The following is a 25,523-nucleotide window of genomic DNA, read 5'->3' as shown; positions in this document are numbered from 1 at the left end:
CCGGTCAAGCGCTTTCGCCGAATTGTTCGGCCACCGCGCGGCGGTCCAGCGAGCCCTTCGCGGTGTGCGGCAGCTCGGCGGCCCGCCGGAACTCGGCCGGCACCTCGAAGGGCGCCAGCCGTTCCCGGCAGAACGACGCCAGCTCGTCGGCCGTCGGCGCCGCCGAGCCGCGGGTGACGATCACCGCGGCCACGGTTTCGCCGTACAGCTGGTCCGGCCGGCCGAACACGGCCGCCTCCAGCACGTCGGGGTGGCCGGCCAGCACACCCTCGACCCGTTCCGGCGAGATCTTCTCCCCGCCCCGGTTGATCAGTTCCTTGATCCGGCCGCGGATGACCAGGTCGCCGGCGGCCGACAGGGTGCCAAGGTCGCCGGTGTGCAGCCACCCGTCGGTGAAGTTGGCGGCGGTGATCGCCGGATCGCCGAGGTAGCCGCGCACCACGGTGGCGCCGCGCAGCCAGACCTCGCCGACGGTGTCGGCGGGCAGCGGTTGCCCGTCCGGCCCGGCGATCCGGATGTCCGGGCCGGTCGACCGGCCGACGAGACCCGGTGTGGCGCCGGGGTTTTCGCTGTGCCCGGCGCCGTCGATGGCGGTGGTGGACACCTGGTGGGTGGCCTCGGTCATCCCGAAGGCGCACACCACGGGCGCACCGAAGGTGTCCTGCAGCGCCTGCGCGGTCTCGGCGGTCAGCGGCGCGCTGCAGCTGCGGATGAACCGCAGCGCGTGGGTGCCGCGCGGCGCTTCGGTGCGGGCACGCTCCAGCAGGATCTGATGGATGGTCGGGACGGCCGTGTACCAGGTGGCGCCGACGGCGGCGATGTCGTCCCAGAAGGTGTGCGCCGAGAACTTTCCGCGCGCGGGCAACAACACCGCTCCCCCGGATGCCAGGGTGGCCAGCAGCGCGGCCAGCAGACCGTGCCCGTGGTAGAGCGGCATCACCGCCACCGTCGCATCCCGCGGCCCCAGCCCGTATCCGGCGACGATGGACCGGATCGAGGCGGCGATGTTGTGCCGGGTCCAGGGCACCATTTTCGGTGCCCCGGTGGTTCCCCCGGTGAACATGATCATGGCGTCGTCGTCGCGCAGGCCCTGCGGCGCGGTCACGTCGTGTGTGGGCGCCGCGGTGACGGTCAGGTCGACCGTCGGGGCGCCGTCGTCGGGTCCGACCGTGACGGTGACCGGCCAGCAGGGGGCGCTCTCGGGTGCCGTCTGGCCCTCGCCGAGCCGGTCGACGAGCACCGCCCGAGCGCCCACCGCCCGGCTGCGGGACAGCTGGTCGGCGGCGGGCAGGGCCGGATCCAGCGGCGCCACAACGAGATCCGCCCGCGACGCGGCCAGCAGCGCGACCACGAATTCGGGGTTGCTGCCGGCGCGCAGCCCGACCCGGTCGCCCGGCCCCAAACCGGCGGCCCGCAGCCGGGCGGCCAGGTCATCGACGAGCCGGACCAGATCCGCGTACGCGATCGGGGTGCGCCCGGAGGCGACCAGCAGCGCCGGCGCCCGCGGCGCCCGCTGCGCGGCCGCCTCGACCAGGTCGGCCAACCCCGGTCCGGCGGCCGTCGCGCTCGGTGTCGCCTCGGACGTCATCGCCACATCCTTTCCCGTCGTGTCGTCGCTGCCACCATGCCGGGCGGCGTTGCGCTGCGTCCAATACCGATCCGCTCACGATCGATAAGCTCCAATTATCGACCCCGGCGGTCCCGGGCGCTGACCTGCGGCGATAAACGTCGTGAATGGCCGGATAGCGCGTTCGACTTGGACACCTGACGGTCGGCGGGGTCATTGTGATGGCTGGGCAGTACCCACACCCGCACGGCAGGAGTCGCCACATGTCCGCAACCTCGGCATCCGCCGGCCCGGCGCCGGAATCCGCACGGCTGATCGACGGCTTCCATCTGGTGGTGCAGGCGCTGCGGGCCAACGATGTCGCGACCATCTACGGCATCGTCGGCATTCCGATCACCGACCTGGCCCGGGCCGCGCAGGCGTCGGGCATCCGCTACCTCGGCTTTCGGCAGGAGGCCTCGGCCGGCAACGCGGCGGCGGCCGCGGGCTTCCTCACCCGTCGTCCCGGCGTGTGCCTGACCACGTCGGGACCCGGCTTCCTCAACGCCCTGCCCGCGCTGGCGAACGCCACGACGAACTGCTTCCCGATGATCCAGATCTCCGGCTCGAGCGATCGGGCGCTGGTCGATCTGCGCCGCGGCGATTACCAGGACCTCGACCAGCTGGACGCCGCAAGGCCTTTCGCGAAGGCGGCGTACCGCATCAACCGGGTCGACGACATCGGCCGCGGCGTCGCGCGCGCCGTGCGGACGGCGGTCTCCGGCCGCCCCGGCGGTGTCTACCTGGACATCCCCGGCGACGTCCTGGGCCAGGCCATGGACGCTTCGGCCGCCGCCGGCACGCTGTGGCGGGTCGTCGACCCCGCCCCCCGCCAGCTGCCCGCGCCCGAGGCGGTCGATCGCGCGCTGGACGTTCTGGCCGACGCCCGGCGGCCGTTGATCGTGCTGGGCAAGGGCGCGGCATACGCCCAGGCCGACAACGAGATTCGGCGATTCGTCGAGTCAACCGGGATTCCGTTCCTGCCGATGTCGATGGCCAAGGGGCTGCTACCGGACGCGCACCCGCAGTCCGTCGCGGCCGCGCGCTCGCTGGCCATCGGGCGCGCCGACGCGGTGCTGTTGGTCGGCGCCCGGCTGAATTGGCTTCTGGGACACGGGGAATCGCCGCAATGGTCGGCCGGTGTGAAGTTCGTCCAGGTCGACATCGAGCCGTCGGAGTTCGACAGCAACCAGCAGATCACCGCGCCGCTGGCCGGCGACATCGGCTCGGTGATGTCCGCGCTGTGCGACGCGCTGGCCGCCCGGCCGATCACCGTACCGGCGCGGTGGACCGAGGAACTGGCCGAGCGCCGGGCCCACAACGACGCCAAGATGCGCGAGCGCCTCGCCGAGGACCCACACCCGATGCGGTTCTACAACGCCCTGGGCGCGATTCGCGCTGTGCTGCAAGACAACCGCGACGTCTACGTGGTCAACGAGGGAGCCAACGCGCTCGATCTGGCCCGCAATGTCGTCGACATGGAACTGCCTCGGCACCGGCTCGACACCGGAACCTGGGGCGTGATGGGCATCGGCATGGGCTTCGCCATCGGAGCCGCGGTCGAGACCGGTCGGCCGGTGGTCGCGATCGAGGGCGACAGCGCGTTCGGCTTCAGCGGGATGGAGATCGAGACCATCTGCCGCTACCGCCTGCCGGTGACCGTCATCATCCTCAACAACGGCGGTGTCTACCGCGGCGACGAGGCCCCGCACGGGGATGACCCGGCGCCCACCGTGCTCAGCGCCCGGGCCCGCCACGAGCTGATCGCGGAGGCGTTCGGCGGCAAGGGATATCACGTCAGCACGGCGGCCGAACTGCGGGCGGCGCTGACGGAGGCGATCGGCTCCCGCGGGCCGTCGCTGATCGACTGCGAGCTCGATCCGACCGCCGGGGTGGAAAGCGGCCACCTGGCCAACCGGAACCCGGCCAGCGCGGCGTCGCCGGCCACGGTCAGCGCCGGCGCGTGACGCCCAGCAGCTGCGCGTCGAAGAAGTCGTTCAGCTGCAGCCGGCCGGCGGACGCGGCCAGCGCTCGCGCGATCGGTGAGCCGGGGCCGTGCGACTTGGTGGCCAGCACCACGTCGGCGGTGAGCACCGGATCGACCAACTCCACCGCCCGGATGCCGGCGCCCAGCGGCGATGCCCACAGCCAGGTGTGCGGCACGATGGACGCCCAACTACCCGCCGACGCCTGCGCGAACAGCGAAGCCACGGAGTCGGTTTCGACCTGCGGGTGCAGCGTGATGCCGTGGTCGGCGAACGCCCGGTCGATGATCTGGCGGTCCCGCATGTCCGGGGTGAGCAGGGCCAGCGGCAACTGCGCGGCCTGCACCCAGGTCAAGGTGGCGGCGCCGGATGCCAGCAGGTCCGCCGGTGCCAGCAACACATAACGCTCCCGGTAGAGCGGCACCAGGTTCACGTCGGGGATGTCGTCGGGCGCGGTGTGGGCGATGGCGGCGTCGAGTTCGAACTCGCGCAACCGCCGGTACAGCTCGCCGGCCGAGAGCCGGGACAGGATCTGCACCTTGACCAACGGGTGCGCGGCGCAGAACGCGGACAGCAGCAGGGACGCGGTGGTGGACGCGGTCGGCACGGTGCCCAGCCGAAGCGTCCCGGTGACCCCCGACCGCACGGCGTCGACCTCGGCCTTGAACGCGTCGTGCTCGGCGAGAATCCGCCTGGCCCACACCACCAATCGCTCACCCTCGGGGGTGAGGCCCTCGAAACTGTGCCCACGATTGATCAGCGTGACGTTCAGCTCCTTTTCCAGCTTGGCGATCGCGGCGGACAGCGCCGGCTGGGACACGAAGCACTTCTCGGCGGCCCGGGCGAAGTGCCGCTCGGAGGCCACCGCCACGAAGTACTCCAGCTGACGGAACAGCACCCGCACTCCTGTCGTGGTCGGGCTCGGCCTTGCGATCTCGCCGAGGCTAACCCGCGGCTACCCGCCGAGCCAATCCAGCGTCTGCGCGGTGTCGCGCACCGCCACCCCGATGGCCCGGCATTCCTGGGCGCCGCGGTGGTACAAACCCGAGATGGCGTCGGCCACCAGCACGATGCGAAAGTCGCGTTCGGACGCCTCGTAGATCGACGTGCGGGGACAGTTGGGGAAGTTGCAGCCCGCGAAAACCACTGTGTCCGTGCCGCTTTCGCGCAGATGCTGCTCGAGCTTGGTGCCGTAGAAGGCTCCCCAGCGCGGCTTGTACATCACGTGCTCGGCCGGCCCGATCTGCTGGAAGCCACCGGAGAGCAGCAATTGGTGGTCCAGCTCAACGGCTTTCGGCAACAGCTCGGGCGCGATCTGTGAACCGGGGCTGCCCGGCACCGCGACGCGGGCGCCGTCCTCGATAAAGCGGCGCCGCACCGGATCGGCGTTCGACCCGTCGGCCCGGTACAGGCGCACCACGTGCACGATCGGCAGCTCGCGGCGCCGGAAGGCGCGGGCCAGCTCGGCCATCGCGCCGAGGGCCGCACTCGTTCCCTCGACTCGCATCGGGGCGTCGTCGGCATAGAAATCGCGTTGCACGTCGATCAGCACCAGCGCCGCCGAGTCCGCGCAGGGACGCGTGTAGTGATCCTCACCAGCCATGCCCACTCCTCGCCGCGATTGCACCCAACCGATGATCGGAACGCGACCGCGCCGACCGAACCGAACTGTCAATGTTTGCTGAAACCGATGGTCGGCGGACAACAAGTAGAATATCGGTGTGTTGATCGCACCATCTCGAAGGGTGGACGCTATGCGTCGAGCGGGTCGTTATCTATTTGTTATGGTCGCGATCACGGTCATGGCCCTGGTAGCGCCGGTCGGCCGCGGCGGCGCTTCGGTGCCGTTGCCGCAGCCCGTCCCCGGCGTCGCCTCGATTTTGCCCGCCAACGGGGCCGTGGTGGGTGTGGCCCACCCGATCGTCGTGACGTTCACCGCACCGGCGGCCGACCGGGCCGCCGTCGAGCGGTCGATTCACGTGGTGTCGCCGGCCGGTGTCCGCGGGCATTTCGAGTGGGCCGACGACAACACGGTCGTCCGGTTCGTCCCGAACCGGTATTGGCCCGCGCACGGCCACGTTTCGGTCGGCGTGCAGGCGCTGACCACCGGTTTCGACACCGGCGACGTGCTGCTGGGCGTTGCCAGCATCTCCAAACACACCTTCACCGTGAGCCGCAACGGCGAGGTGCTGCGCACCATGCCGGCGTCGATGGGCAAACCCAGTCGGCCCACCCCGATCGGTAACTTCACCGCGCTGGAAAAGCAGCGTTCGGTGGTGATGGACTCGCGCACCATCGGCATCCCGCTCAGCTCGCCGGAGGGCTACAAGATCACCGCCCAGTACGCGGTTCGGGTCACCTGGAGCGGGGTGTACGTGCATTCGGCGCCGTGGTCGGTCGACTCGCAGGGCTACGCGAACGTCAGCCATGGATGCATCAACCTGAGCCCCGACAACGCCGCGTGGTACTTCAACGAGGTCAACGTCGGCGACCCCATCCAGGTCGTGGCCTGACCGGCGACCGGCCATCGTCAGATGGCAACGGCCGCTGCCGGTTTCGGCTCCGCCGACGCACAGCATCCGTTGCCGTCACCGAAACACATTGGCCCCGGCGGTCTTTCGCGGCTAGCCGGGCAGCCCGGTCCTGATCGCGGCGTCCTGCTTGCGGGCGATGTCGACCGCGACGGCCGGGTCGATCGGGTCGTTGGGCGCGCTGTCGAATTCCAGGGTGACCAGGGCCCTGCCCTCGGTGAACAACAGCACCGTCATCGCCTGGGTGTTGTCCGAGGAGCCGCCCGAAATCGTTGTCCCGTTGGCACCGACGGCAACCGGGCGCCAGTCGCCGTTCACCTTGCCGGCGTAGCTGCTCTTGGTGGCGGCCAGTTCGGCGGTGGCGGCCGGGGCGTCGGCGGCGATCACGATGGTGTCCCACAGCCGCCGGCTGCTGTCGGCGTTGGCGAAAAGCTGCGCGGCCCCTGGGGCGTTGTTGGGGTTGAGCATCGGTGACTGGGGAGCGCTCAGACCTCCGCCGACGTCGCTCGGCTTGATCAGCAGGTAGCCGTAGTCGCTGGGTTGTCCCGGCGGCGGGCCGGTGACGGCGCCCGAACTGCTCGACGGCGTGGGCGAACCGGAGCCCGGCGACGAGCCCTTGCCGCCGCCTCCGCAACCGGCGGCCGCGATGACGACGGCAGCGCAGCCGGCGATGCCGATCCGAGCGGCCTGCACGCAGCTTCCTTCCCCCAACGAGGTTCACCACCGCCCCGGCGCCGCCGGCGAAACGCCGGTGGGCATCGGGCAGCTGTTATGAACATATGCCCAATTCTCGGCCGGTGGGTAGTGCCGCCGCGCGCCTATGCTGGCGGGGGCGGGCATCCGACGGGGAGGGGAACGGCATGACGGCTGCAGCGGCGCGCGCGGTTCGGTTCGACCGGTACGGCGGACGCGAGGTGTTGTACGTCGCCGACATCGAGATGCCCGCGCCCGGGCCGGGCGAGGTGGTCGTCGAGGTGCGCGCCGCCGGGATCAATCCCGGGGAGGCCGCCATCCGGGTCGGGGCGTTGCACGAGAGGTTCCCGGCCACCTTCCCCTCCGGTGAGGGCAGCGACCTGGCCGGCGTGGTCACCGCGGTGGGGCCGGGGGTGACCGAATTCGCGGTCGGCGACGAAGTTTTGGGGTTCAGTCTGCGCCGGTCCAGCCATGCCACCCACACCGCCGTCCCGGTGGGGCAGTTGATCCGCAAGCCGCCCGAACTGAGTTGGGAGGTGGCGGGTTCGCTGTATGTGGTGGGTGTGACGGCCTACGCCGCGGTGCGTGCGGTGGCGCCGCAACCGGGTGAGACGGTCGCGGTGTCGGCGGCCGCGGGCGGGGTGGGCAGCCTGGTCACGCAGCTGCTGGTGCTGCGCAAGGCGCGGGTGCTCGGCATCGCCGGCCCGGGCAACGCGGACTGGCTGCGCGCGCACGGTGTCGTCCCGATCGCCTACGGGGACGGTCTGGCCGATCGGCTGCGCGAGGCGGCGCCGGACGGAATCGACGCGTTCATCGACCTTTTCGGCCCGCAGTACGTGCAGCTCGCCGTGGACCTCGGTGTGCCACCGGAGCGGATCGACACGATCATCTCCTTCGAGAAGGCCGCGGAAGTGGGCGCCAAGACCGAAGGCAGCGCCGAGGCGTCGACCCCGGAAGTGCTGGCCGAGATGGCCGATCTGATCGTCTCCGGCGCCCTCGAGTTCGACGTCGCCGCGACCTATCCGCTGGATCGGGTCGCCGACGCGTTCGCCGAACTCGAGCAGCGGCACACCCACGGGAAAATCGTTCTGCTGCCTACTGATTCACAGTGATTCACAGTGAGGCGGCAGGTCCGACCACGCCGGCCTGCACGAGCTTGATGATGACGAACACCACGGCCACCACCAGGTAGCCCCGCAGGGTGAACAGCCCCGCCCGGCGCATCGGCGACATCGCCGGCCGGTCGAGCAGGGCCAGGCTGGGGGTTTGCCAGTTCTCCCGGTCCTGCCGCCGCACGGCCCGCCGCTCGGCGCGGGTCAGCGACGACGCGTCGTCGAGCTCGTCGACCTGCTCGGGATCCAGGCCGCCGCCCAGCGTACGCACGATGGCCTCGGCCTCGGCGAGGTCGCGCTGGCGCCGGCCCACGACGATCATCACCGCACCGGCGACGACGCCGAGCACGGCACCGGCCGCCAGCCCGGCTTCGATGGTGCCGGTGGACAGATCGGGGAAGAACGTGGTCGCCGTCAGCGCCAGCGACAACAGCACCAGGCACCACACGATGGTCCACGCGGCGATGTTCTGCCGCACCGTGTTCACCCACGGCCCCAGCACCGCCCGGTCGTTGCACAGCAACACCAGGAAGACGGTCGCCGAGGGCAGCAGCACGCCGGCCAGCGCCTGCACGCCCTGGGTCACCAGGCCCAGGATGTGGTCCGGGCTGAAGGAGACCGCGGCCGACACCGCGAGCAGCACCGCGTAGCCGCCGTAGAACAGCGGCGCCTCGGTGATCTTCCAGTGCAACGAGTGCCGCTTGCCCATGGCGTCACCGACCGCGTAGGAGGTCGCGAGCCCGACGGCGTTGGCGCCGATCAGCGAGGCGTCCAGCAGGATGATCGCGAACAACACCCCGACCGTGCGGCCCAGGTGCGCCGACAGCCCGGCGGCCACCGCCCCGGCGTCGGTGAAATGGCCGGCAGCGGCGGTCCCGGCCAATCCGAACGCCGTCACCGCCATCAGCGCCGTCGCCCCGACCATGACCACCACGATCCCGATCACCAAATCGGCTCGCCCGTACGGGATCCAGCGCGCGGTGATGCGCTTGTCGACCACGTTGGACTGCTGGAAGAACAGCTGCCACGGCGCGACGGTGGTGCCCACGATCGCGACCACCAGCAGCAGCACGGTCGAGTTGAGCCCGCCCGGGAACTGCGGGATCAACCCGGCCACAGTCGCTTTCGGGGCCGGATGCACCAACAGGACCATCGGGAAGATCAGCACGTTCACCGCGATCAGCAGGAACATCAACCGCTCCCAGCGGCGGAACGAGCCGCCGGCCACGACGGCGAACAGCAGCGCCGCGGCGGCCGGGACGGCGACGATCTTCGGGCAACCCAGGAAGCCGAGAGCCAGTGCCACACCGATGAATTCGGTGACGATCGTCAGCGCGTTGAGGATCAGCAGATCACCGACGCTGAAGGCGCCCCAGAACCTGCCGAACCGCTCGAAGATCAACCGCGCGTGCCCCACCCGGGCGACCGCGCCCAGCCGCAGCACCATTTCCTGGTTCACGTAGAGCACCGGGATCAGCAAGACGAGCGTCCACAGCAGGCCCATGCCGTAGTTCTGGCCGGCCTGCGCGTAGGTCGCGACCCCGCCGGCGTCGTTGTCGCCGACCATCACGATCAGTCCGGGACCGGTGATGACCGCCAACGTCCGCAGCCGGCGCCAGCGCCCTCCCGCGGCCCCGTCGGCGCCGCCGCCGTCGCGCCGGATGCGGCCGAACGCGCCGACGATGTCGCCGACGTGGGCGGCGTCGGACACCGCCGAACTCTGCACGGCAGCGCCCGGGGTGCGCCGGCCGCGGGTGTGCATCGAAGTCATCGGAAGCCTCGCTCTCTCGGACGTGTCCTCACTCGGGGTGAGGCGGACGCGGGCACGGCATGCCGCGTGCCCGCGGCGACGGACCGGCGCTAGCGCCCCCGCCGCCGCGGGCATCGGCAACCGGTCACCGGTGCCGGTCGGCGGAACCCGACGGGTGCCCGCCCAGCGACGCGGTGATCACCGCGATCGGCATCCGCGAGACATACAGGTTGGCCCGCTCCTGCGGCGTCATGGCGGTCCGCTGGTGAAACTTGTTGGCCAGCAACCGGCCCGCGCGCAGCATCGACCATCCACGCCGACGAGAAACAATCGGAAAACGGTGCGTCACAACAAAAGCCATGATCTTCTCCTGCCGGAGGCCCGACCGACAGCGACGCGTCAGCCGCGCGACCAGCAGTGAAGGTCAGGCGGTGGACATGACGCCGGAGCCGGATCGGGACGAAACGGATTTCGGATAGGGACTATCGCCGGGACTCATCTCGCCCTCACCTCCTCACGGCCAAGACACACGCGGGTGCCACCACATCCACCTGAACGAAAGAGGATTCGATGACCGGCCCGGAGAACGCCGCCGGTCGCACCCCTCTCGTCGGAGCTTCGGCACTGCACGGCGTATCCGGGGGTCCGGAAGCCACTTGGGCTCAACCCTTGGGTCCGGGAAGAGCTGTCCTGACCCGGGGCGTCTCTCGACGTTCGGGGTCAGTGGCCTGTATCCATGCAGACGCCTCACCTACCGAGGTGCTTGCGGAAACCATAGTGACACCGCGGCCGCGAGCTCGTCAAACCGCTTAACGGATCCCTGACGGCCACCGGCGGCGCCCAGCCCGCACTCAGACTCCGCGCCTAGGCTCGTGCACCATGACCACAACGTTGCAGGATCCCCGGGTCGCATCGGCGCTCGACCGCATGTATTCCGAGTCGAAGAACCAGATGTCGTTGTTGCGCGAGCGGCGCGGCACATTCGATCAGCCGATGACGGCGCAGCAGCGGGCCGACGCGATGAGCGAGTTCTACATCCCGGTGACGCCGGAAGCGGGCCGGCTGCTGTATTCGCTGGTGCGCGCCACCCGCCCGGCCACCGTCGTCGAGTTCGGGATGTCGTTCGGCATCTCCGCCGTGCACCTGGCCGCCGCGGTCCGCGACAACGGCAGCGGCCGGGTGGTGACCACCGAGCTGAGCGAGACCAAGATCGCCGCGGCCAAGAAGACGTTCGCCGAGACCGGACTGGACGACGTGATCACGATCCTTCAGGGTGACGCGCTGACCACGCTGGCGGATCTGCCGGGCCCGGTGGACTTCGTGCTGCTCGACGGCTGGAAGGACCTGTATCTGCCGGTGCTTGAGCTGCTCGAACCGCGGCTGTCCCCAGGGGTTTTGGTGGTCGCCGACAACACCAGCGCGGCCGACACCCAGCCCTACCTCGACCGGGTGCGCAACCCCGACAACGGCTACGTCAGCTTCAACTTCCAGGTCCGCGACAGCGACAGCATGGAAATCAGCTGCCGCACAAGCGGTTAGGGCCTCACCTCAGCGACTCCTCCAGCCACGGTGTCAACCACTTCACCCCTTCCGGGGTGAGGTGCACACCGTCGCTGCGTACCTTGATGCCGTCCACCTTGGCGGTGTAAACCCCGTCCGGGCACAGCTTCTTGTTCAGGTCGAGGATCGCCACGTTGGGATGGTGCGCGACGGTCTTACGCAGCATGGTGTTCCACAGGTTGACCCGATCCGGCTGGTCCTCGGGATACAAACGGCCGTCCGGTTTTTCGCCGCCGCGGCTGTACGGCACGGTGGCCACCACCACCCGGACGCCGGTGGAGCCGACGATGTTCAGCGCCCGCTCCAGCTCACCGTTGAGGTACGCGTCGAAGGTGGGGTCGCCGATGTGGGTCCATTGGCCCTCGTTGACCCGGTCCACCGTTTCCCAGCGGCCGATGATCAGCAGCGCGACGTCGGGCTGGTCCTGGCTGACCTGCCTCGACCAGCGGATGGGCCAGCCGTCGCATTCCGGCCGCTGCTCCAGCGTTTCGCCGATGTACCGGTACGGGGTGCCGCGCACCAGGCTGCATCCGATGACGGTGTGGTCGAGGAAGGCGAACCCCGGCGTCGGCGGCAGGTAATGCATCCACGTCCACCCGATCGAATCGCCGAACACCGAGACGGTGAACGGGCGATTGGGATCTCGCGGCCGGCTATTTCCGGGCGGCGACGGCGACACCGCCGCGACCGCCGAGACGCCGGGCGGCAGCCCCGCCTCACGCAGGCCCGGCCCGGTGCCCACCGGCACCACCAGCAGCGTGACCGCGGCGGCGCTGGCCACCGTCGCCGCGGCCAGCGGCAACAGCGGCACCCGCGCCGGGCGCCAGCGCCGGATGGGCTGCTCGAGTAGCCACCACGACGCGGCGGCCACCGCCACCGTCGCCGCGCACCGCGCGGCGAACAGCGGCATACCGGCCCACCCGGTGCGTTCCCCGTTGAGCGCCAAGAAGATTGGCCAGTGCCACAGGTAGACGCCGTAGGAGATGGTGCCCAACCAGACCAGCGGCGGCAGCGCCAGCACCCGCGCCACCACGCCGCGCTGCTCCACCGCGACGGGGGCGATCACCGCCACGGCCGCGATCGCGACGCCGATCAGCAAGCCGTGCCGGAATTCGCCGCTGGCGCCGCTGGCGCAGTGGGTCGCCGCCGCCAGCCCGGCCAATCCCAGCACCGGCAGGATCCGGGCGACGCGGCGCGCCCACCGGGTGCGCAGCATGCACCAGCCGCGGTTCATCGACGGCCAGTCGGACACCAGCAGCGCCGCCGCGGCCGCGCCGACCAGCAAAGCCTGCGCCCGGGTGTCGGTGCCGAAGTAGATGCGGTCGCGGGTGCCGTCGGTGGCCATCGCGATGGCCACCGCCGCGGACGCCAGCGCGCCCACGGTGGCGATGACGAACGCGCTGAACCGCACCCCGCCGACGGTGGCGCGGGTGCAGCGGCGCCGGGCGCGCGCGGCCAGCGCCAGCGCGACCGCGATGAGCAGCAGCGGCCAGACGAAGTAGTACTGCTCCTCCACCCCGAGCGACCAGGTGTGCTGCAGCGGCGACGGCGGCGCGCCCTGGGTGAAGTAGTCCGTTTTCTGGGCGACGAACCGCCAGTTCGCCATCCACAGGAACGCCGCGATCGCGTCGTCGCGCAGCCCGGTGAGCGAGCGTTCGGGCAGCAGCTGGCGGGCGGCGGCCACGGTGAGCACCATCAGCACCAGCGCCGGAAGCAGCCGTCGGGCGCGCCGGATCCAGAATCCGGTCAGCTCGATACGCCCGGTGCGGCCCAGCTCGTCGAGCAGCAGCGAGGTGATCAGGAACCCGCTGAGCACGAAAAAGACGTCGACGCCGATGAATCCGCCGCTGACGCCGGGGATGCCGCCGTGGCCGATGAGCACCAGTGCCACCGCGATGGCGCGCAGCCCGTCCAGCGCCGGGATTCCGCTGCGCCGTTCCGGTCGGTCCCAGATCGCCAGCCGCCCCACCCGGCGCACCGGGGCGACCCACCGGGGCCGAGTACCACGAGCCGGCGCGGGGTGAGACCCGCCCGGCTCGGTGTCTGCTGTCAGCGCGCCGTGACTACCATCTCGCCCGGCGCCATGGTTGATGCCGATACGTCGCTGCCCCTCCTGTTGATCGCAGCCAGCTTAAGGGTGGGTATGCGCGATCGCGTGGAAGGACACGCACCGGATTTGCGCTGTGCGGGGCCTGATTTGGGCGTGACGGGAGCTACCGGTCGGCCTGGGCCGGCGCGTAGCCGAGGATGCTTTTGACTTCCAGGTACTCGTGGAAGCCGAAGTCGCTCCATTCGCGGCCGTTGCCGCTGCGTTTGTAGCCGCCGAACGGCGCGTTCAGGTCGAAGGCGTGGTTGATGGTCACCCATCCGGCCCGGATCTTGCCGGCCACCTCGCGCGCCGTGTCCAGGTCGGCGCCCGAAACGTAGCCGGCCAGGCCGTAATCGGTGTCGTTGGCGAGCCGGACGGCGTGGTCGAGGTCGTCGTAGCCAAGAATGCACAGCACCGGACCGAAGATCTCCTCGCGGGCGATCGTCATGTCGTTGGTGACGTCGGCGAAGACGGTCGGCTTGACGTAGTAGCCCCGGTCGAGCCCCGCCGGCCGGCCCGGGCCGCCGGCCACCACCGTCGCGCCCTCGTCGATGCCCTGCTGGATCAGCCGCTGCACCTTCTCGAACTGCGCGCGCGACGCCACCGGACCGATCGCCGTCGCGTCGTCGGGGTCGCCCACCTGCACCTGTTCGGCGACCTCACGGGCGATGGAGATGGCCTCGGCCATCCGGGACGCGGGCACCAGCATGCGCGACGGGGCGTTACAGCTCTGCCCCGAATTGGGCATCATGTTGGCCACCCCGGCCCGGACCGCGTCGGCGAAGCCGCCGTCGTCCAGGACGATGTTGGGGCTTTTTCCGCCGAGTTCCTGGGTGACGCGCTTGACCGTCGGGGCGGCGTTGCGGGCCACCTCGACCCCGGCGCGGGTGGACCCGGTGAACGACACCAGGTCGATGTCGGGATGGCTCGCCAGGGCCGCGCCCACGCCCGGCCCGTCGCCGTTGACCAGGTTGAACACCCCGGCCGGCACCCCCGCGGCGGCCAGGATCTCGGCGAAGATGTACGACGAGAACGGCGCCACCTCGGACGGTTTCAGCACCACGGTGCAGCCGGTGGCCAGCGCCGGGTAGACCTTCACCGCGACCTGGTTGATCGGCCAGTTCCACGGGGTGATCAGGCCGCAGACGCCGATGGGTTCCCTGGCGATCAGCGTCGCCCCGCGTTGCTCGGTGAACGCGAAGTTCTTCAACACCTCGATGGCCGTGGTCAGGTGGCCGATGCCGAGAAAGACCTGCGGGCCGGCCGCCAGCGCGGGCGGCGCGCCGATCTCCTCGGTGACCGCCGCGGCGAGATCGTCGGCGCGCTTCTGGTATTCGGCGAGGATGGCCTGCAACAGGTCCAGCCGGTCTTCGCGGCTGCTCTGCGACCAGCGGCCGAAGGCTCGGCGCGCGGCGCCGACCGCGACGTCGACGTCGGCCGCCGACCCCAGCGAGATCTTGCCGCACACCTGTTCGGTCGCCGGGTTTTCCACGTCGAACGTGTTGGGCCGCACCGGGTCGACCCATTGTCCGTCGATGTAGAACTTCAGGTATTCGCGCATCAGATCATCCTTCTCTTACTGGGTGCCCTCGGCATACCAGGTGCGGAATTCGTCGTACTTGGGCATCTCCTCGGAATTGGCCTTCGGATCGATGCAGACGTGCACGACGGCGGGCTTGCCGCTGGCGTAGGACCGCTGGATCGCCGGGCCGATCTCGTCCTCCTTCTCCACGTACTCGCCGTGGCAGCCGAAGCCCTCGGCGACCTTGTCCAGCCGCACGTCCTTGCTCCAGTGCACGCCGGGCTGCGGCGACGGCTGAGAGAAGGTGCGCTTGTAGACGCCCACCTCGAGGCCCCACTGGTGGTCGACGCCGACCACGCAGACCAGTGGAAGTCCTTGCCGCGCAGCGGTTTCCAGCTCGGCGATGTGGAAGAGGAAGGCCGAGTCGCTGGTCAACAGCATCACCGGCCGCTTGCCGCCCTCGGCGATGGACGCCCCGACCGCATACGGCAGGCCGGTGCCCAGGTGGCCGAAGTTCTGGTTCCAGATCACGTCGCGCGGCTTGGCCTGCGAGTAGGTCCAGCCGAAGATGACGGTGGCGCCGCCGTCGCGCACCATGATGCCGTCGTCGGGAAAGGCCCGGGTGGCCTCGACGACGAACCGGGCCGGGTGGATCGGGGTGCGGCCCGTCGGCGCGTTCTCGGCGAGCTGCGCCAGCTCCGCCGCGTCCTGCTCGATCCAGCGGTCCAGATCCGGCGAGGGCTTTCGCGGGGTGTCCCGCAGCGCCGCCACCAGCTGCGGCACCACCCCGCGCAGATCACCGACCAGCGGCACGTCGATGGGACGGTTGACGCCGATGGCGGCCGGATCCTGTTCCACCAGAATCCATTTGCGTGTGGCGTCGTTCTGCGCCCAGTGCCGGGTGCGGCCGTAGTGGCTCGGTTCGCCGAGCTCGGTGCCCAACGCCAGGCACAGGTCGGAGGTCACCACCGCCTCCACGGCGGCCGGGGAGAACCCGTAGGCGAAGGTGCGGTCCTGCAGACCGTCGATGAAGGAGGTGCCGCCGGAGGTCTGGATCACCGGGCAGGCCATCAGCTCGGCCAGCTCCCGGACCGCGGCGCCGGTGCGCGAGGTGTGCACCCCGTGCCCGACCAGCAGGATCGGGCTCTCGGCGGCGCGGATCAGCCGCACCGCCTCGGCCACCTCGCGCTCCCCGGCGGTCTGGTTGACCAGCCGGTACCGGTGCGGCGGCAGCGGGTCCGGCACGTCGAGCTCGGAGAGGATCACGTGGGAGGGGTATTCGATGTAGGCCGGGCCGGGCGTGCCGGACATGGCCCGGCGCAGCGCCTCGTGGATGATCTCGTCGGTCTGGTCGGCGTATTCGATGGACGCGCTGTATTTGACCGACGGCGCGAAAAGCGGCTCCTGGCGCACGAATTGGATGCGCCCGCGGCGCACCCGGCGTTCGGTGACGCGGGCCCGCTGGCCGCCGAGAAAGATCACCGGCGAGTTTTCCACCAGCGCGCACTGGATGGCCCCGGCGATGTTGGCCATGCCCGGACCGAGCGTCCCGATGCACAGGCCGGGCTTTCCGGTCATCCGTGACGCCGCCTCGGCCATGAATCCCGCGCTCAGCTCGTGGTGCGGCGAGACCACCGACCAGCCCCGGGATTCGGCCTCTAAGAACATGTGCACGAAGTTGGGGTCCGGGATGCCGAACAGGGTGTTCACCCCCTCGGCCTGGAAGAGATCGAGGATCCGCTGATAAACCGGCACACCCATTTACAGTTCCTTTCCCTCGCGAGCGCCGATTTCGGCGAGCACTTCGTCGGTGTGGGCGCCCAGCTGGGGCGCCGGCCCGGCCACCCGGCCCGGGGTCTGCGAGAACCAGGTCGGCACGCCGGGGAAGCGCACCGGGCCGTGCGGGGTGTCGACGGTCTGGAACATCCCGACGGCGTTGAGGTGCGGGTCGTCGAACAGCGCGGCGGGCGAATTCAGCGGCGCGGCAGGTATTTCCAGCTCGCCGAGCAGCGCCAGCCACTCGGCGGTGGACCGCTCTTTCATGGTCTCGGCCACCAGACCGTAGACGGTGTCGATCTGCGCGGCGCGCTGTTCCAGCGTCGCATACAGCTCGCTGGCCCACGGCGGCCGCACGGCGTTCATGAAGGCGTTCCAGTGCTTGTCGTTGTAGATCAGCGCGGCGATGTAGCCGTCGCTGGTGCGGTACGGGCGACGGTTCGGCGCCACCGTGCGCGGATACACCGCGGGCCCCAGCGGCGGGTCGAACAGGGCGCCGTTGGCGTGCTCGACGAGCATGAACGAGGCCATGGTCTCGAACATGGCGACCTCCACCTCCTGGCCCTGCCCGGTGCGCTCGCGGTGGAACAACGCCATCGTCGTCGCGTAAAGCGCTGTGAGGCCGGCGATCTTGTCGGCCATGATGGTGCCCACGTAGTCGGCCTGGCCGGTCAGCTGCTGCTGCACCGCCGGCAGGCCGCATTCGGCCTGGATGGTGTCGTCGTAGGCGGGGCGGTCGCGGTCGGGTCCGCGCCGGCCGTACCCGTAGCAGTTGGTGTAGACGATGGCGGGGTTGATCGCGGCGACGTCGTCGTAGCCGAAACCGAGCTTGGCGATCGCCTTGGCGCGCATCGAGTGGATGAACACGTCGGCGGTCTCGACGAGGCCGCGCAGCGCGCGTGCCCCGGCGTCGGTCTGCAGGTCCAGCACCACGCTGCGCTTGCCCCGGTTGACGTTGACGAACACCCCGCTCATGCCGGGCGCCGGCCCCACCGAGATGTAGCGGGTGTTATCCCCCTGCGGCGGTTCGACTTTGATCACGTCGGCGCCCATGTCGGCCATGATCTGCGTGCAGTACGGCCCCATCACCATCGCGGTCAGGTCGATCACCCGCACCCCGGCCATCGGGCCGCTGGGGCTAGCCATGCCGCGCCCGCCGCCGTGCGGCCTCGCCGAGCGTGGGGGTTATGCACGAAAAGCCTTGCGATGGCGTGCACAGGGCCCACGCTCGGCGCGGCCGACCGTTAGCCATGCAGCGCCCCCTGCTCGTTGGCCCGGTGCGCCAGCTCGAAGCTGTAGCGGATGTGCTCGGCGTGCCCGTCGGGGACCACCGGAAAGATCAGCGGCGCCTCGACGTAGCGGATCGCATCCAGGTGCTCGCCGACGTCCTCGACCGTCCACCCGGGCCGGCACACGCCGGGGCTTTCCGCGATGACCGCCCGGGCCACCCGGCCCGCCAGCGCGATGAACAGTTCGCCACTGACCGAACAGGATTCGTGCGCCAGCCAGCCCACCACGGGCGCGACGAGCTCGGGGCCCATCGGCGGGTAGGCGGAGGTGTCGATGCCGTCGGCCATCCGGGTCAGCGCGGCCGGCACGATCACATTGCACCGCACCCCCTCGGCGGCGCCCTCCAGCGCGGCGACGTTGGACAGGCCGATCACGCCGGCCTTGGCGGCCGCGTAGTTGGCCACGCCCTGGTTGCCGTACAACCCGCCGATCGACGAGGTCAGCACGATGCGGCCGTAGCCCGCCCGGCACATCACCGGGAACGCGGGACGCAGCACGTGGAACGCGCCGCGCAGATGCACGTCGAGCACGGCGTCGAAGTCCTCGTAGCTCATCTGTTTGAGCGAGGCGCGACGGACGTTGCCGGCGTTGTGCACCAACACGTCGAGGCGGCCGTAGTGCGCCAGCGCCGTCTCGATGATCGCCCGTCCGCCTTCCGGCGTCGCGACCGATTCGGTGCACGCCACCGCGTCTCCGCCGGCCGCGGTGATCTCGTCGACCACCTGCGCGGCGGGACCGGTGTCGACCCCCGCGCCGTCCAGGGCTCCGCCGACGTCGTTGACCACCACCTTGGCGCCGCGCGCGGCGAGCAGGTGAGCGTAGGCGCGGCCCAGCCCGCGGCCGGCTCCGGTCACCACGGCCACGCGGTCGTCGAATCGCAGTGGGGGCGCGAGGGTTTCGCTCAACTGCCGAGCACCAGCCCTTCGAGATCACCCTTGTCGCGCCAGGCCCGCAGCAGGTCCTCGAAGGCGTAGAAGCCGGGACCGTACGGTTCACCCAGGTGAGACCGGATCCCCTCGCCCCCGCCGCCGCCTTCGTTGTTGTAATAGCCGGGCGTGCACTGCGCGTCGAAAGCCGAGTTGTCGACCGCGGTTTCGCGGATCGTGGTGCACCACTGTTGCTGCGCCTCGTCGCTGGGCTCCACCGTGGCCGCCCCGCGTTTCAGCGCCTCGGCGATGATGTAGGCGATGTGCTCGCCCTGGAGTTCGTAGTTGGCAGCGATGTTGGCCGAGATGCCGACCTGGGTGAAGCCGGTGTAGAACTGGTTCGGAAACCCGCGGCTGGTCATCCCGTGCAGCGTCTTGTAGCCGTCGCGCCAGTAGTCGAACAGCGACAGCCCGTCGCGTCCGGCGATCGTCTCGATCGAGTAGCGCCGGCTGATCTCGGTGGTGATCTCGAAGCCGCTGGCGTAGATGATGCAGTCCAGCTCGTACTCGACACCGTTTGCCACCAAACCCTTTTCGGTGGCCCGCTCGACGCCCTTGCTCGCCGACACGTCGACCAGGGTCACGTTCGGGCGGTTGAAGCTGGGCAGGTAGTCGTCGTTGGAGCAGGGCCGCTTACACAGGAATCGGTAGTAGGGCTTGAGCGCTTCGGCGGTCGCCGGGTCGTCGATCAGCGTGTCGATGCGGCGGCGCAGCCGCTCCATGATCTTGTAGTCCTCCTCCTCCCGGATCGCCATGAACTGCTCGGGCGTCAGGGATGCGGGGTCGTCCAGGGCGAGCACCCGGGCCGCGGTGTTGCGCCCCAGCTCGGTCCAGAAGTCGCACACCAGGTCCGGCTGTCCCGGCGCCATGCCCTCGAATGTCCAGGCGTGGAAGTTGCGTTGCCGCTCCCGTTGCCAGCCGGGTCGCAGCGTCTTGACCCATTCCGGGTCGGTGGGGGTGTTGTTGCGCGCGTCGACGGTGGAGGGGGTGCGCTGAAACACGTAGAGGTGCTGGGCATAGCGCGCCAGGAACGGCACGATCTGGATACCCGTGGCGCCGGTGCCGACGACGCCGACGCGCTTGTCGGCCAGTTTGTGCAGGTTGCCGCCCGAGTCGCCCCCGGTGTAGTCGTAGTCCCACCGCGACGAGTGGAAGCTGTGCCCGCCGAAGGTTTTGATGCCGGGGATGCCGGGCAGCTTCGGCCGGTGGAACGGGCCCGACGCCAGCACCACGAACCGGGCGCGGATGTCGTCGCCGCGGTTGGTGCTGACCCGCCAGCGCTTGATCTGCTCGTCCCAGCGCAGGTCGTGCACCTGGGTGGAGAAGATCGCCGAGTCGTACAGGCCGAAGTGCTTGCCGATGTTGCGGCAGTGCTGGTAGATCTCGGCGCCGTCGGCGAACTTCTTCGACGGCATGAAGTCGAGCTCTTCCAGAAGCGGTATGTAGCAATAGGATTCGTTGTCGCACTGGATTCCCGGGTACCGGTTCCAGTACCAGACGCCGCCGAAGTCGCCGCCGAGTTCGATGATGCGCACGTCGTCGACGCCCGCCTTCTTCAGGTGGGCCGCCGACAGCAGGCCCGCGAACCCGCCGCCGAGAACGGCGACGTCGATGTCCTCGCGGATGGGCTCGCGCGGCGTCACCGGCGTGTACGGGTCGACCTCGTAGTAGCCGCTGAAGTCGTCCTCCAATTCGATGTACTGCTTGGAACCCTCTTTGCGCAGCCGTTTTTCGCGCTCGTGGGCGTATTTCTGCCGCAGCGCGTCGATGTCGATGTCGTCGGGCGTCTGGGTCGGCCCGCAACCGTCCTGCTGCGTGTCCACGTCGGGGGTCATGCCAGTGGGTGCTCCTTGTCTGAGAGTTCCCGGGGCGCACCGGTACCCATGTACCGCGACAATTGGTAGTGCAGGTTGACCGTGCTGCGCTCCCGGTAGGGGTTGGGCTTGGTGCCCGGGAAGCCGAGTGACTTCATGCCCTGCTGCACGGCGGCCATGTTGGAGAAGTCCTGCGGCAGCACGGAACGCCATCGCGGGTCACCGACCGGGGTGTATTCCCATTCCGTTTGTGGCTCTTCGCCTTTGGGGTACAGCTCGAACACCGAGACCTCGAAGATGCACTTGTCGGGGTTGTAGCTGGGGTGCGGCCGCGCTCCGTAGCACAGCGCGCTGGTCAGGCCCTGCCCGATCTGGAAGTTGGGGAAGATCTGCCACGCGGTGCCGGCCTGCCCGAGGATGTCGGGCGGGATGGTCGGCCAGATCACGCCGCGCGCCTCGTCGTCGCGGCGGGCCGACGCCAGCCAGTGCTCGAGGACCTTGTCGGCCGGGGTGCCCTCGGGCAACTCGTCGACCAACCGCTTGGCGGCGTTCACCAGGGTCTGGGTGGTGGTGGCGTTGGTCTCCTCCATGGTGTACACCTGCATCTCGGCGGTCGACACCCGCGGGTCGGCGCCGATGCCCAGCCGGATCTTGGACTTGGTGGCCTCCATGTCCTCGGGCGCGTCGTAGCCGATGTTGCTATGCCTGCCTTGGGCTTTCGCCCAACCCTTGAACTCGCCGAACTTGTTGAACTCGGGATGGGTGGTGTAGACGTGGTAGGTCTCGTTGAACGCCTCCAGCGCGACCTTCCAGTTGCAGTCGAAGTAGAGCCACTTGCGCCACTTGTAGCGCATTTTCTCCAGCCCGAACGGCTCGAGAATCTTCGCGGCGGGGAACAGGTAGTCGGCCAGCGGCTCGCAGTCGGGGTCCATGTTGATCCACAGCCAGCCGCCCCAGGTGTCGACCCTCACGGGCCGCAGATGGGTGTTGTCGGGCGTGAGGGCCCGCCGCCAATCCTGTTGCTCGCGAATGTGTGTGCAGGCGCCGTCCAGGCCGTAGGTCCAGCCGTGAAAGCCGCAGACGAACGACTTGCGGGTGCGTCCGAGCGCGTTCTTGGCGCCCTCGGGGGTGTCGATCAGCCGCCGGCCGCGGTGCATGCACACGTTGTGGTGGGCGCGAAACTCGTTCGCGCCGGTGCGCACCACGATGATCGAGTCGTCCAGAATGTCGTAGGTCAAATAGCTGCCCACCTCGGGCAGTTCCTCGACGCGGCCGACCTGCTGCCAGACCTTGCGCCACAGCTTGTCGCGCTCGGCGCGGGCATAGTCCTCGCTGATGTACGCCTCCACCCCAATCGTCATCGGCGTGGAGAGTTCTTCTGCCACCGCGGAATTCGCGTCCTTGGCAACGTCGGTCATCACATCCTCCTGATCGCTGCGCGGAAGGATTCGTCATGCAGGAACAGCGACGTGTTGTCGGCGCCGAGGTGACTCCACCGCAGGTCCAGCCCGCCGTCGACGAGCAGCGTCTGGCCGGTGACGTAGCTCGACAGCTCGGAGAGCAGAAACAGGATGGCGCCGGCCTGCTCCTCGGGCCGGCCGCGGCGGCCCATCGCGATCGCCCGTCGATCCCGATCCGGGTCGTCGGCGACGTAGGTGCGGGAAGCGGCCGTCTCGGTGACGCCGGGCGCCACGGCGTTCACCCGGATCGCGGACTGCGCCAGCTCCAGCGCCATGGTGCGGGTCATCGCCGCGATGGCGGATTTGGCCGTCCCGTAGGCGATGTGGAACGGCGCCGTGTTCATGCCGCTGATCGAGGAGATCGACACGATCGACCCGGGCAGTCGCCGTGCGAGGAGCTCGGCCGCGACGGCCTGGCTCATGAAGAACGCCGTTTCGAGGTTATCGGCGAAGATCTTGCGCCAGTCGGTGCGCGACACCCGGGTCGACGGCATCCAGGTCGACGGTTCCGCACCGCCGGCGACGTTGACCAGTCCGTACAGCTGCCCGTCCGCCCGGCGCGCCTGGTCGATCACCGCGGCGATGCCCTCGTCGGTGGAGGCATCGGCGGCGACGGGCAGGACGGCCAGCCCCCGGGCGGCCAGCGGGGCGACGTGCTCGTCGAGGTTCTCCTTCGACCGGCTCACCGCGATCACGGTGGCCCCGGCCCGGGCGGCCATGGCCGTGACGGTGGTGCCGATGCCGCCGCCACCGGCGCCGGACACCACCACCACGCGGCCCTCGAGCCTGAGGAGATCGTCCATGACCTGCTTTCTGCTGCCCGGACACCGGCGGGCCGGCCGCGGCGGGGTTCACCCGATTTTTGTCCGGACAAAATATCGCATTCTGTCCCTTGGAGAACACTATTCCGATCGGCGAAGGCGGCTGTCAAGGCCCGCCTACGGTGCAGTGGCCGCTATTGTCTGGACTACACCGAGTTGATAGCGTCCAGCCCAACGGCGGACGGAAGGATCCCGGCACGCATGTCCATTTCACGGGCCATCTCCACGCAGCCCTCGCGGTACGCGACGCCCGGTTCGCCGGTGCCCGCCATCGACGTCGCGCCGGGTTGGCGGCTCCACCGGGTCACCGCGCCCAGCCGGCTGTTCGGCGCCAACGGTCTGCGCACCGGTCCCGACGGCCGGATCTACATCGCCCAGGTGACCGGGAGCCAGATCAGCGCGCTGGATCACCACACCGGGGAACTGGAGACCGCCAGCCCCAAGGGCGGCGACATCGTGGCGCCCGACGACGTGGCGTTCGACGCCGCCGGCAACCTGTATGCGACCGAGGTGATGGACGGGCGGGTCAGCGTGCGCGACACCGGCGGCCGGACGCGGGTGCTGCGCGACGACGTGCCGTCGGCCAACGGCATCACCTTCCATCGGGGCCGGTTGTTCATCGGCGAGTGCCGGGAGGGCGGCCGGCTGCTGGAATTCGACCTGGCCGGCGGGCCGCCCCGGGTGCTGCTGGACAACGTGCCCTCACCCAACGCGATGGAGGTCGGCCCGGACGGGCTGCTGTACTTCCCGGCGATGGGCGCCAACGAGATCTGGCGCGTCGACCCCGACGGCGGCGAACCGCAGTGCGTCGCAACGGGTCTCGGTGTGCCCGACTCGGTGAAGTTCGACGCGCGCGGCCACATCGTCTCGACGCAGGTGGCCAGCGGGCAGGTGCTGCGCATCGATCCGCGCAGCGGCGAGCAGCGGGTGCTCGCCCAGCTGAACCCCGGCCTGGACAACTGCACCTTCGTCGGCGACCGGCTGTTCGTCTCCAACTTCACCGGCGAGATCACCGAGATATCACCGGACGGCACCACGCGATCCGTACTGCCCGGTGGGCTCAACTGGCCGCTGGACCTCGCGGTCGGCCACGACGGGCGGCTCTACGTCGCCGACGGCACCTACTTCTACGCCGCACTGCCCGACGGCGCCCTGCACACCGTGGGGATGCTGTTCAGCCCCGGCTATCCCGGGTTCCTGCGCGGTGTCGCGGCGAGCGGACCGGGCGAGTTCGTCGTCACCACGTCCGGCGGGCAGATCAGCTGTTACCGGCCCCAGGCCAGCGAAAGCGAGGTGCTGGCAGACGGTTTCGACCAGCTCTACGGCATCGCCCCGGGGCCGGCCGGCGTGGTGGTCGCCGAGCTGGGCACCGGCCGGGTGCTGTCGCTGCAGCGCTCGGGTGCCGTCGAGGTGCTGGCGGCCGGGCTGCGCGAGCCGGTCGGTGTCGCGATCGGCAGCGACGGGGCGGCTCTGGTGGCCGAGGCCGGAGCCGGGCGGGTGGTCCGGGTGGACGGCTCGAAGGTCGACACCGTGATGGCCGATCTGCAACGCCCGCAAGGCATTCTGCTGCACGGAGGTGTGCTCTACGTGGTCGACGCCGGCGCCAAGGAGCTGATCGCGTTCGATCCGGCCGACAAGACGCGGCGAACCATCGCGTCCGGCCTGCCGGTCGGTCCCCCGCCGGGGGTGAACCCCAAGCCGCTCAAGGGCATGCCGCCGTTCTCCGGGCCGCAGGGCCCGTTCGCCGGGATCACCGCCGCGGCCGACGGGACGCTGTACGTCTCGGCCGACGGCGAGGGCAGCGTGCTGGCGGTGCGGCCGACCCGGGACGGCCACTGATGCCGCAGACCATCTCCGGCGACCACCGCTATCTGCAGATCGCGCGAGCGCTGCGCAAGGAGATCGTCGACGGGGTCTATCCGGTGGGGTCGCAGTTGCCGACCGAACACCAACTGTGCGAACGCTTCGCGGTGAGCCGCTACACCATCCGCGAAGCCCTGCGCCGGCTGCGCGAGGACAACCTGGTCGCGTCCCGGCCGCGGGCGGGCACCCGGGTGGTTCCCCGCCCAGCGTCGAGTTCCTATGCCCAGGACGCGATGTCGATCGACGACCTGCTCGCGTTCGCGGCCGGCGCGCAGCTGACCATCGAATCCAACGCGATGGTGACGATCGACGACGAGCTGGCCGCCCGGACCGGGCTCGAGGCCGGCACCCAGTGGCTGTCGGTGCGCGGCTACCGGCAGGCCGACGGCGCCTCGGTGCCGATCTGCCGCACCGAGTACTACATCAACCGCAGCTTCGCCGCGGTCGGCCGGCTGCTGCAACGGCATGCCGGGCCGATCTTTCCGTTGATCGAGGACCTGTTCGGTGTGAGCGTCGCCCAGCTGCACCAGGAGATCGCCGCGGTGCTGCTGTCGCCGGAACTCGCCGACGGTCTGGGCGCCGAGGCGGGGACGGCCGCGCTGCAGATGCGGCGCACCTACACCACCTCCGACGGCGAGGTGGCCCAGGTGACGATCAACACCCACCTGTCCCCGAACTTCCGGTACGCGATGACGATGCGCCGCGTCACCGGTCAGGCCGGTTGA

At 70.0% G+C, this 25,523-nt stretch carries 20 protein-coding genes and 1 riboswitch; of the genes, 6 read left to right on the top strand and 14 right to left on the bottom strand.

Translation table 11 applies throughout. The features are described from left to right. Positions 1–4: 4 nt before the first annotated feature. The gene (locus NF20_RS23055) at positions 5–1,588 is read right to left on the bottom strand and encodes a FadD7 family fatty acid--CoA ligase (RefSeq protein ID WP_033712314.1); all 1,584 of its coding nucleotides are present in this window, start codon (positions 1,586–1,588) and stop codon (positions 5–7) included. 242 nt (positions 1,589–1,830) lie between these two features. Here NF20_RS23055 and oxc point away from each other — a divergent pair, with 242 nt between their 5' ends. Next, positions 1,831–3,573, top strand: a complete 1,743-nt coding sequence (gene oxc / locus NF20_RS23050) for an oxalyl-CoA decarboxylase (RefSeq protein ID WP_033712313.1) — start codon at positions 1,831–1,833, stop codon at positions 3,571–3,573. On the opposite strand, the gene NF20_RS23045 is transcribed toward oxc, so the two are convergent. Both NF20_RS23045 and NF20_RS23040 read right to left on the bottom strand, forming a co-directional pair. Next, positions 3,557–4,489, bottom strand: a complete 933-nt coding sequence (locus NF20_RS23045) for a LysR family transcriptional regulator (protein WP_031343555.1) — start codon at positions 4,487–4,489, stop codon at positions 3,557–3,559. The two genes, oxc and NF20_RS23045, sit on opposite strands and share 17 nt — an antisense overlap. Before the next feature lie 57 nt (positions 4,490–4,546). Beyond that, on the bottom strand, positions 4,547–5,299 hold the full coding sequence (locus NF20_RS23040) for a cysteine hydrolase family protein (RefSeq protein WP_019732011.1): 753 nt from the start codon (positions 5,297–5,299) through the stop codon (positions 4,547–4,549). Positions 5,300–5,345: 46 nt separating this feature from the next. On the opposite strand from NF20_RS23040, the gene NF20_RS23035 reads away from it, so the two are divergent. Next, positions 5,346–6,104: a L,D-transpeptidase gene (locus tag NF20_RS23035; protein ID WP_023863149.1), complete on the top strand. Its 759-nt coding sequence runs from the start codon at positions 5,346–5,348 to the stop codon at positions 6,102–6,104. 111 nt (positions 6,105–6,215) lie between these two features. Here NF20_RS23035 and NF20_RS23030 read toward each other — a convergent pair whose 3' ends face one another. Beyond that, positions 6,216–6,815: a hypothetical protein gene (locus tag NF20_RS23030; protein WP_009979835.1), complete on the bottom strand. Its 600-nt coding sequence runs from the start codon at positions 6,813–6,815 to the stop codon at positions 6,216–6,218. Positions 6,816–6,982: 167 nt separating this feature from the next. Between NF20_RS23030 and NF20_RS23025 the strand changes: the two genes are divergently transcribed. Then, positions 6,983–7,927: an NADP-dependent oxidoreductase gene (locus NF20_RS23025; RefSeq protein ID WP_031343557.1), complete on the top strand. Its 945-nt coding sequence runs from the start codon at positions 6,983–6,985 to the stop codon at positions 7,925–7,927. Position 7,928: 1 nt separating this feature from the next. Here NF20_RS23025 and NF20_RS23020 read toward each other — a convergent pair whose 3' ends face one another. Both NF20_RS23020 and NF20_RS27805 read right to left on the bottom strand, forming a co-directional pair. Beyond that, entirely contained in the window at positions 7,929–9,698 is a 1,770-nt protein-coding gene (locus tag NF20_RS23020) for an NRAMP family divalent metal transporter (protein ID WP_033717519.1), read from the bottom strand. Positions 9,699–9,822: 124 nt separating this feature from the next. Next, the gene (locus NF20_RS27805) at positions 9,823–9,981 is read right to left on the bottom strand and encodes a hypothetical protein (protein WP_165928394.1); all 159 of its coding nucleotides are present in this window, start codon (positions 9,979–9,981) and stop codon (positions 9,823–9,825) included. Between the two features lie 291 nt (positions 9,982–10,272). Further along, positions 10,273–10,443, bottom strand: a riboswitch (M-box (ykoK) riboswitch). A gap of 113 nt (positions 10,444–10,556) precedes the next feature. Between NF20_RS27805 and NF20_RS23015 the strand changes: the two genes are divergently transcribed. Continuing rightward, positions 10,557–11,216 carry an O-methyltransferase gene (locus NF20_RS23015; protein WP_003874257.1) on the top strand — a complete coding sequence of 220 codons (660 nt, stop codon included), beginning with the start codon at positions 10,557–10,559 and terminating at the stop codon, positions 11,214–11,216. A 4-nt stretch (positions 11,217–11,220) separates the two neighbouring features. On the opposite strand, the gene NF20_RS23010 is transcribed toward NF20_RS23015, so the two are convergent. The 8 genes from NF20_RS23010 to NF20_RS22975 all read right to left on the bottom strand — a co-directional run bounded on the left by NF20_RS23010 (position 11,221) and on the right by NF20_RS22975 (position 22,917). After that, a complete protein-coding gene (locus tag NF20_RS23010; RefSeq protein WP_033717517.1) occupies positions 11,221–13,215 on the bottom strand; it encodes an acyltransferase family protein in 1,995 nt (664 codons plus the stop codon). A gap of 235 nt (positions 13,216–13,450) precedes the next feature. Continuing rightward, the gene (locus NF20_RS23005) at positions 13,451–14,887 is read right to left on the bottom strand and encodes an aldehyde dehydrogenase family protein (protein WP_023870644.1); all 1,437 of its coding nucleotides are present in this window, start codon (positions 14,885–14,887) and stop codon (positions 13,451–13,453) included. A gap of 15 nt (positions 14,888–14,902) precedes the next feature. Continuing rightward, entirely contained in the window at positions 14,903–16,609 is a 1,707-nt protein-coding gene (locus NF20_RS23000) for a thiamine pyrophosphate-binding protein (RefSeq protein WP_003874260.1), read from the bottom strand. Further along, positions 16,610–17,749, bottom strand: coding sequence for a CaiB/BaiF CoA transferase family protein (locus NF20_RS22995; RefSeq protein ID WP_033712307.1), 1,140 nt, complete (start codon positions 17,747–17,749; stop codon positions 16,610–16,612). A gap of 119 nt (positions 17,750–17,868) precedes the next feature. Then, positions 17,869–18,777 (bottom strand): SDR family NAD(P)-dependent oxidoreductase, encoded by a 909-nt coding sequence (locus NF20_RS22990; RefSeq protein WP_019732240.1) that lies wholly within the window; start codon positions 18,775–18,777, stop codon positions 17,869–17,871. Between the two features lie 38 nt (positions 18,778–18,815). Then, a complete protein-coding gene (locus NF20_RS22985; protein ID WP_011726526.1) occupies positions 18,816–20,675 on the bottom strand; it encodes a flavin-containing monooxygenase in 1,860 nt (619 codons plus the stop codon). Beyond that, positions 20,672–22,072 (bottom strand): aromatic ring-hydroxylating oxygenase subunit alpha, encoded by a 1,401-nt coding sequence (locus NF20_RS22980; RefSeq protein ID WP_033712304.1) that lies wholly within the window; start codon positions 22,070–22,072, stop codon positions 20,672–20,674. Before NF20_RS22980 ends, NF20_RS22985 begins: the two co-directional genes overlap by 4 nt. Then, positions 22,072–22,917, bottom strand: coding sequence for an SDR family NAD(P)-dependent oxidoreductase (locus NF20_RS22975; RefSeq protein ID WP_033712301.1), 846 nt, complete (start codon positions 22,915–22,917; stop codon positions 22,072–22,074). The genes NF20_RS22980 and NF20_RS22975 overlap by 1 nt, the downstream gene beginning before the upstream one ends. Positions 22,918–23,136: 219 nt before the next feature. On the opposite strand from NF20_RS22975, the gene NF20_RS22970 reads away from it, so the two are divergent. Further along, on the top strand, positions 23,137–24,774 hold the full coding sequence (locus tag NF20_RS22970) for an SMP-30/gluconolactonase/LRE family protein (protein WP_033712299.1): 1,638 nt from the start codon (positions 23,137–23,139) through the stop codon (positions 24,772–24,774). Next, positions 24,774–25,523, top strand: a complete 750-nt coding sequence (locus NF20_RS22965) for a GntR family transcriptional regulator (RefSeq protein WP_023860833.1) — start codon at positions 24,774–24,776, stop codon at positions 25,521–25,523. Before NF20_RS22970 ends, NF20_RS22965 begins: the two co-directional genes overlap by 1 nt.

The organism is Mycobacterium sp. MAC_080597_8934 (assembly GCF_000523975.1).
Classification (GTDB): Bacteria; Actinomycetota; Actinomycetes; order Mycobacteriales; family Mycobacteriaceae; genus Mycobacterium; species Mycobacterium avium.
Note: the sequence above shows the minus strand (reverse complement) of the source record. Positions and strands in the feature narration are given on the sequence as shown.

Bases quoted from the DNA above. Each gene is read 5' to 3' on its own strand.
- NF20_RS23055 (WP_033712314.1), bottom strand. From the start codon at position 1,588: ATGACGTCCGAGGCGACACCGAGCGCGACGGCCGCCGGACCGGGGTTG.
- oxc (WP_033712313.1), top strand. From the start codon at position 1,831: ATGTCCGCAACCTCGGCATCCGCCGGCCCGGCGCCGGAATCCGCACGG.
- NF20_RS23035 (WP_023863149.1), top strand. From the start codon at position 5,346: ATGCGTCGAGCGGGTCGTTATCTATTTGTTATGGTCGCGATCACGGTC.
- NF20_RS23025 (WP_031343557.1), top strand. From the start codon at position 6,983: ATGACGGCTGCAGCGGCGCGCGCGGTTCGGTTCGACCGGTACGGCGGA.
- NF20_RS23020 (WP_033717519.1), bottom strand. From the start codon at position 9,698: ATGACTTCGATGCACACCCGCGGCCGGCGCACCCCGGGCGCTGCCGTG.
- NF20_RS27805 (WP_165928394.1), bottom strand. From the start codon at position 9,981: ATGCTGCGCGCGGGCCGGTTGCTGGCCAACAAGTTTCACCAGCGGACC.
- NF20_RS23015 (WP_003874257.1), top strand. From the start codon at position 10,557: ATGACCACAACGTTGCAGGATCCCCGGGTCGCATCGGCGCTCGACCGC.
- NF20_RS23005 (WP_023870644.1), bottom strand. From the start codon at position 14,887: ATGCGCGAATACCTGAAGTTCTACATCGACGGACAATGGGTCGACCCG.
- NF20_RS23000 (WP_003874260.1), bottom strand. From the start codon at position 16,609: ATGGGTGTGCCGGTTTATCAGCGGATCCTCGATCTCTTCCAGGCCGAG.
- NF20_RS22995 (WP_033712307.1), bottom strand. From the start codon at position 17,749: ATGGCCGGGGTGCGGGTGATCGACCTGACCGCGATGGTGATGGGGCCG.
- NF20_RS22985 (WP_011726526.1), bottom strand. From the start codon at position 20,675: ATGACCCCCGACGTGGACACGCAGCAGGACGGTTGCGGGCCGACCCAG.
- NF20_RS22980 (WP_033712304.1), bottom strand. From the start codon at position 22,072: ATGACCGACGTTGCCAAGGACGCGAATTCCGCGGTGGCAGAAGAACTC.
- NF20_RS22975 (WP_033712301.1), bottom strand. From the start codon at position 22,917: ATGGACGATCTCCTCAGGCTCGAGGGCCGCGTGGTGGTGGTGTCCGGC.
- NF20_RS22970 (WP_033712299.1), top strand. From the start codon at position 23,137: ATGTCCATTTCACGGGCCATCTCCACGCAGCCCTCGCGGTACGCGACG.
- NF20_RS22965 (WP_023860833.1), top strand. From the start codon at position 24,774: ATGCCGCAGACCATCTCCGGCGACCACCGCTATCTGCAGATCGCGCGA.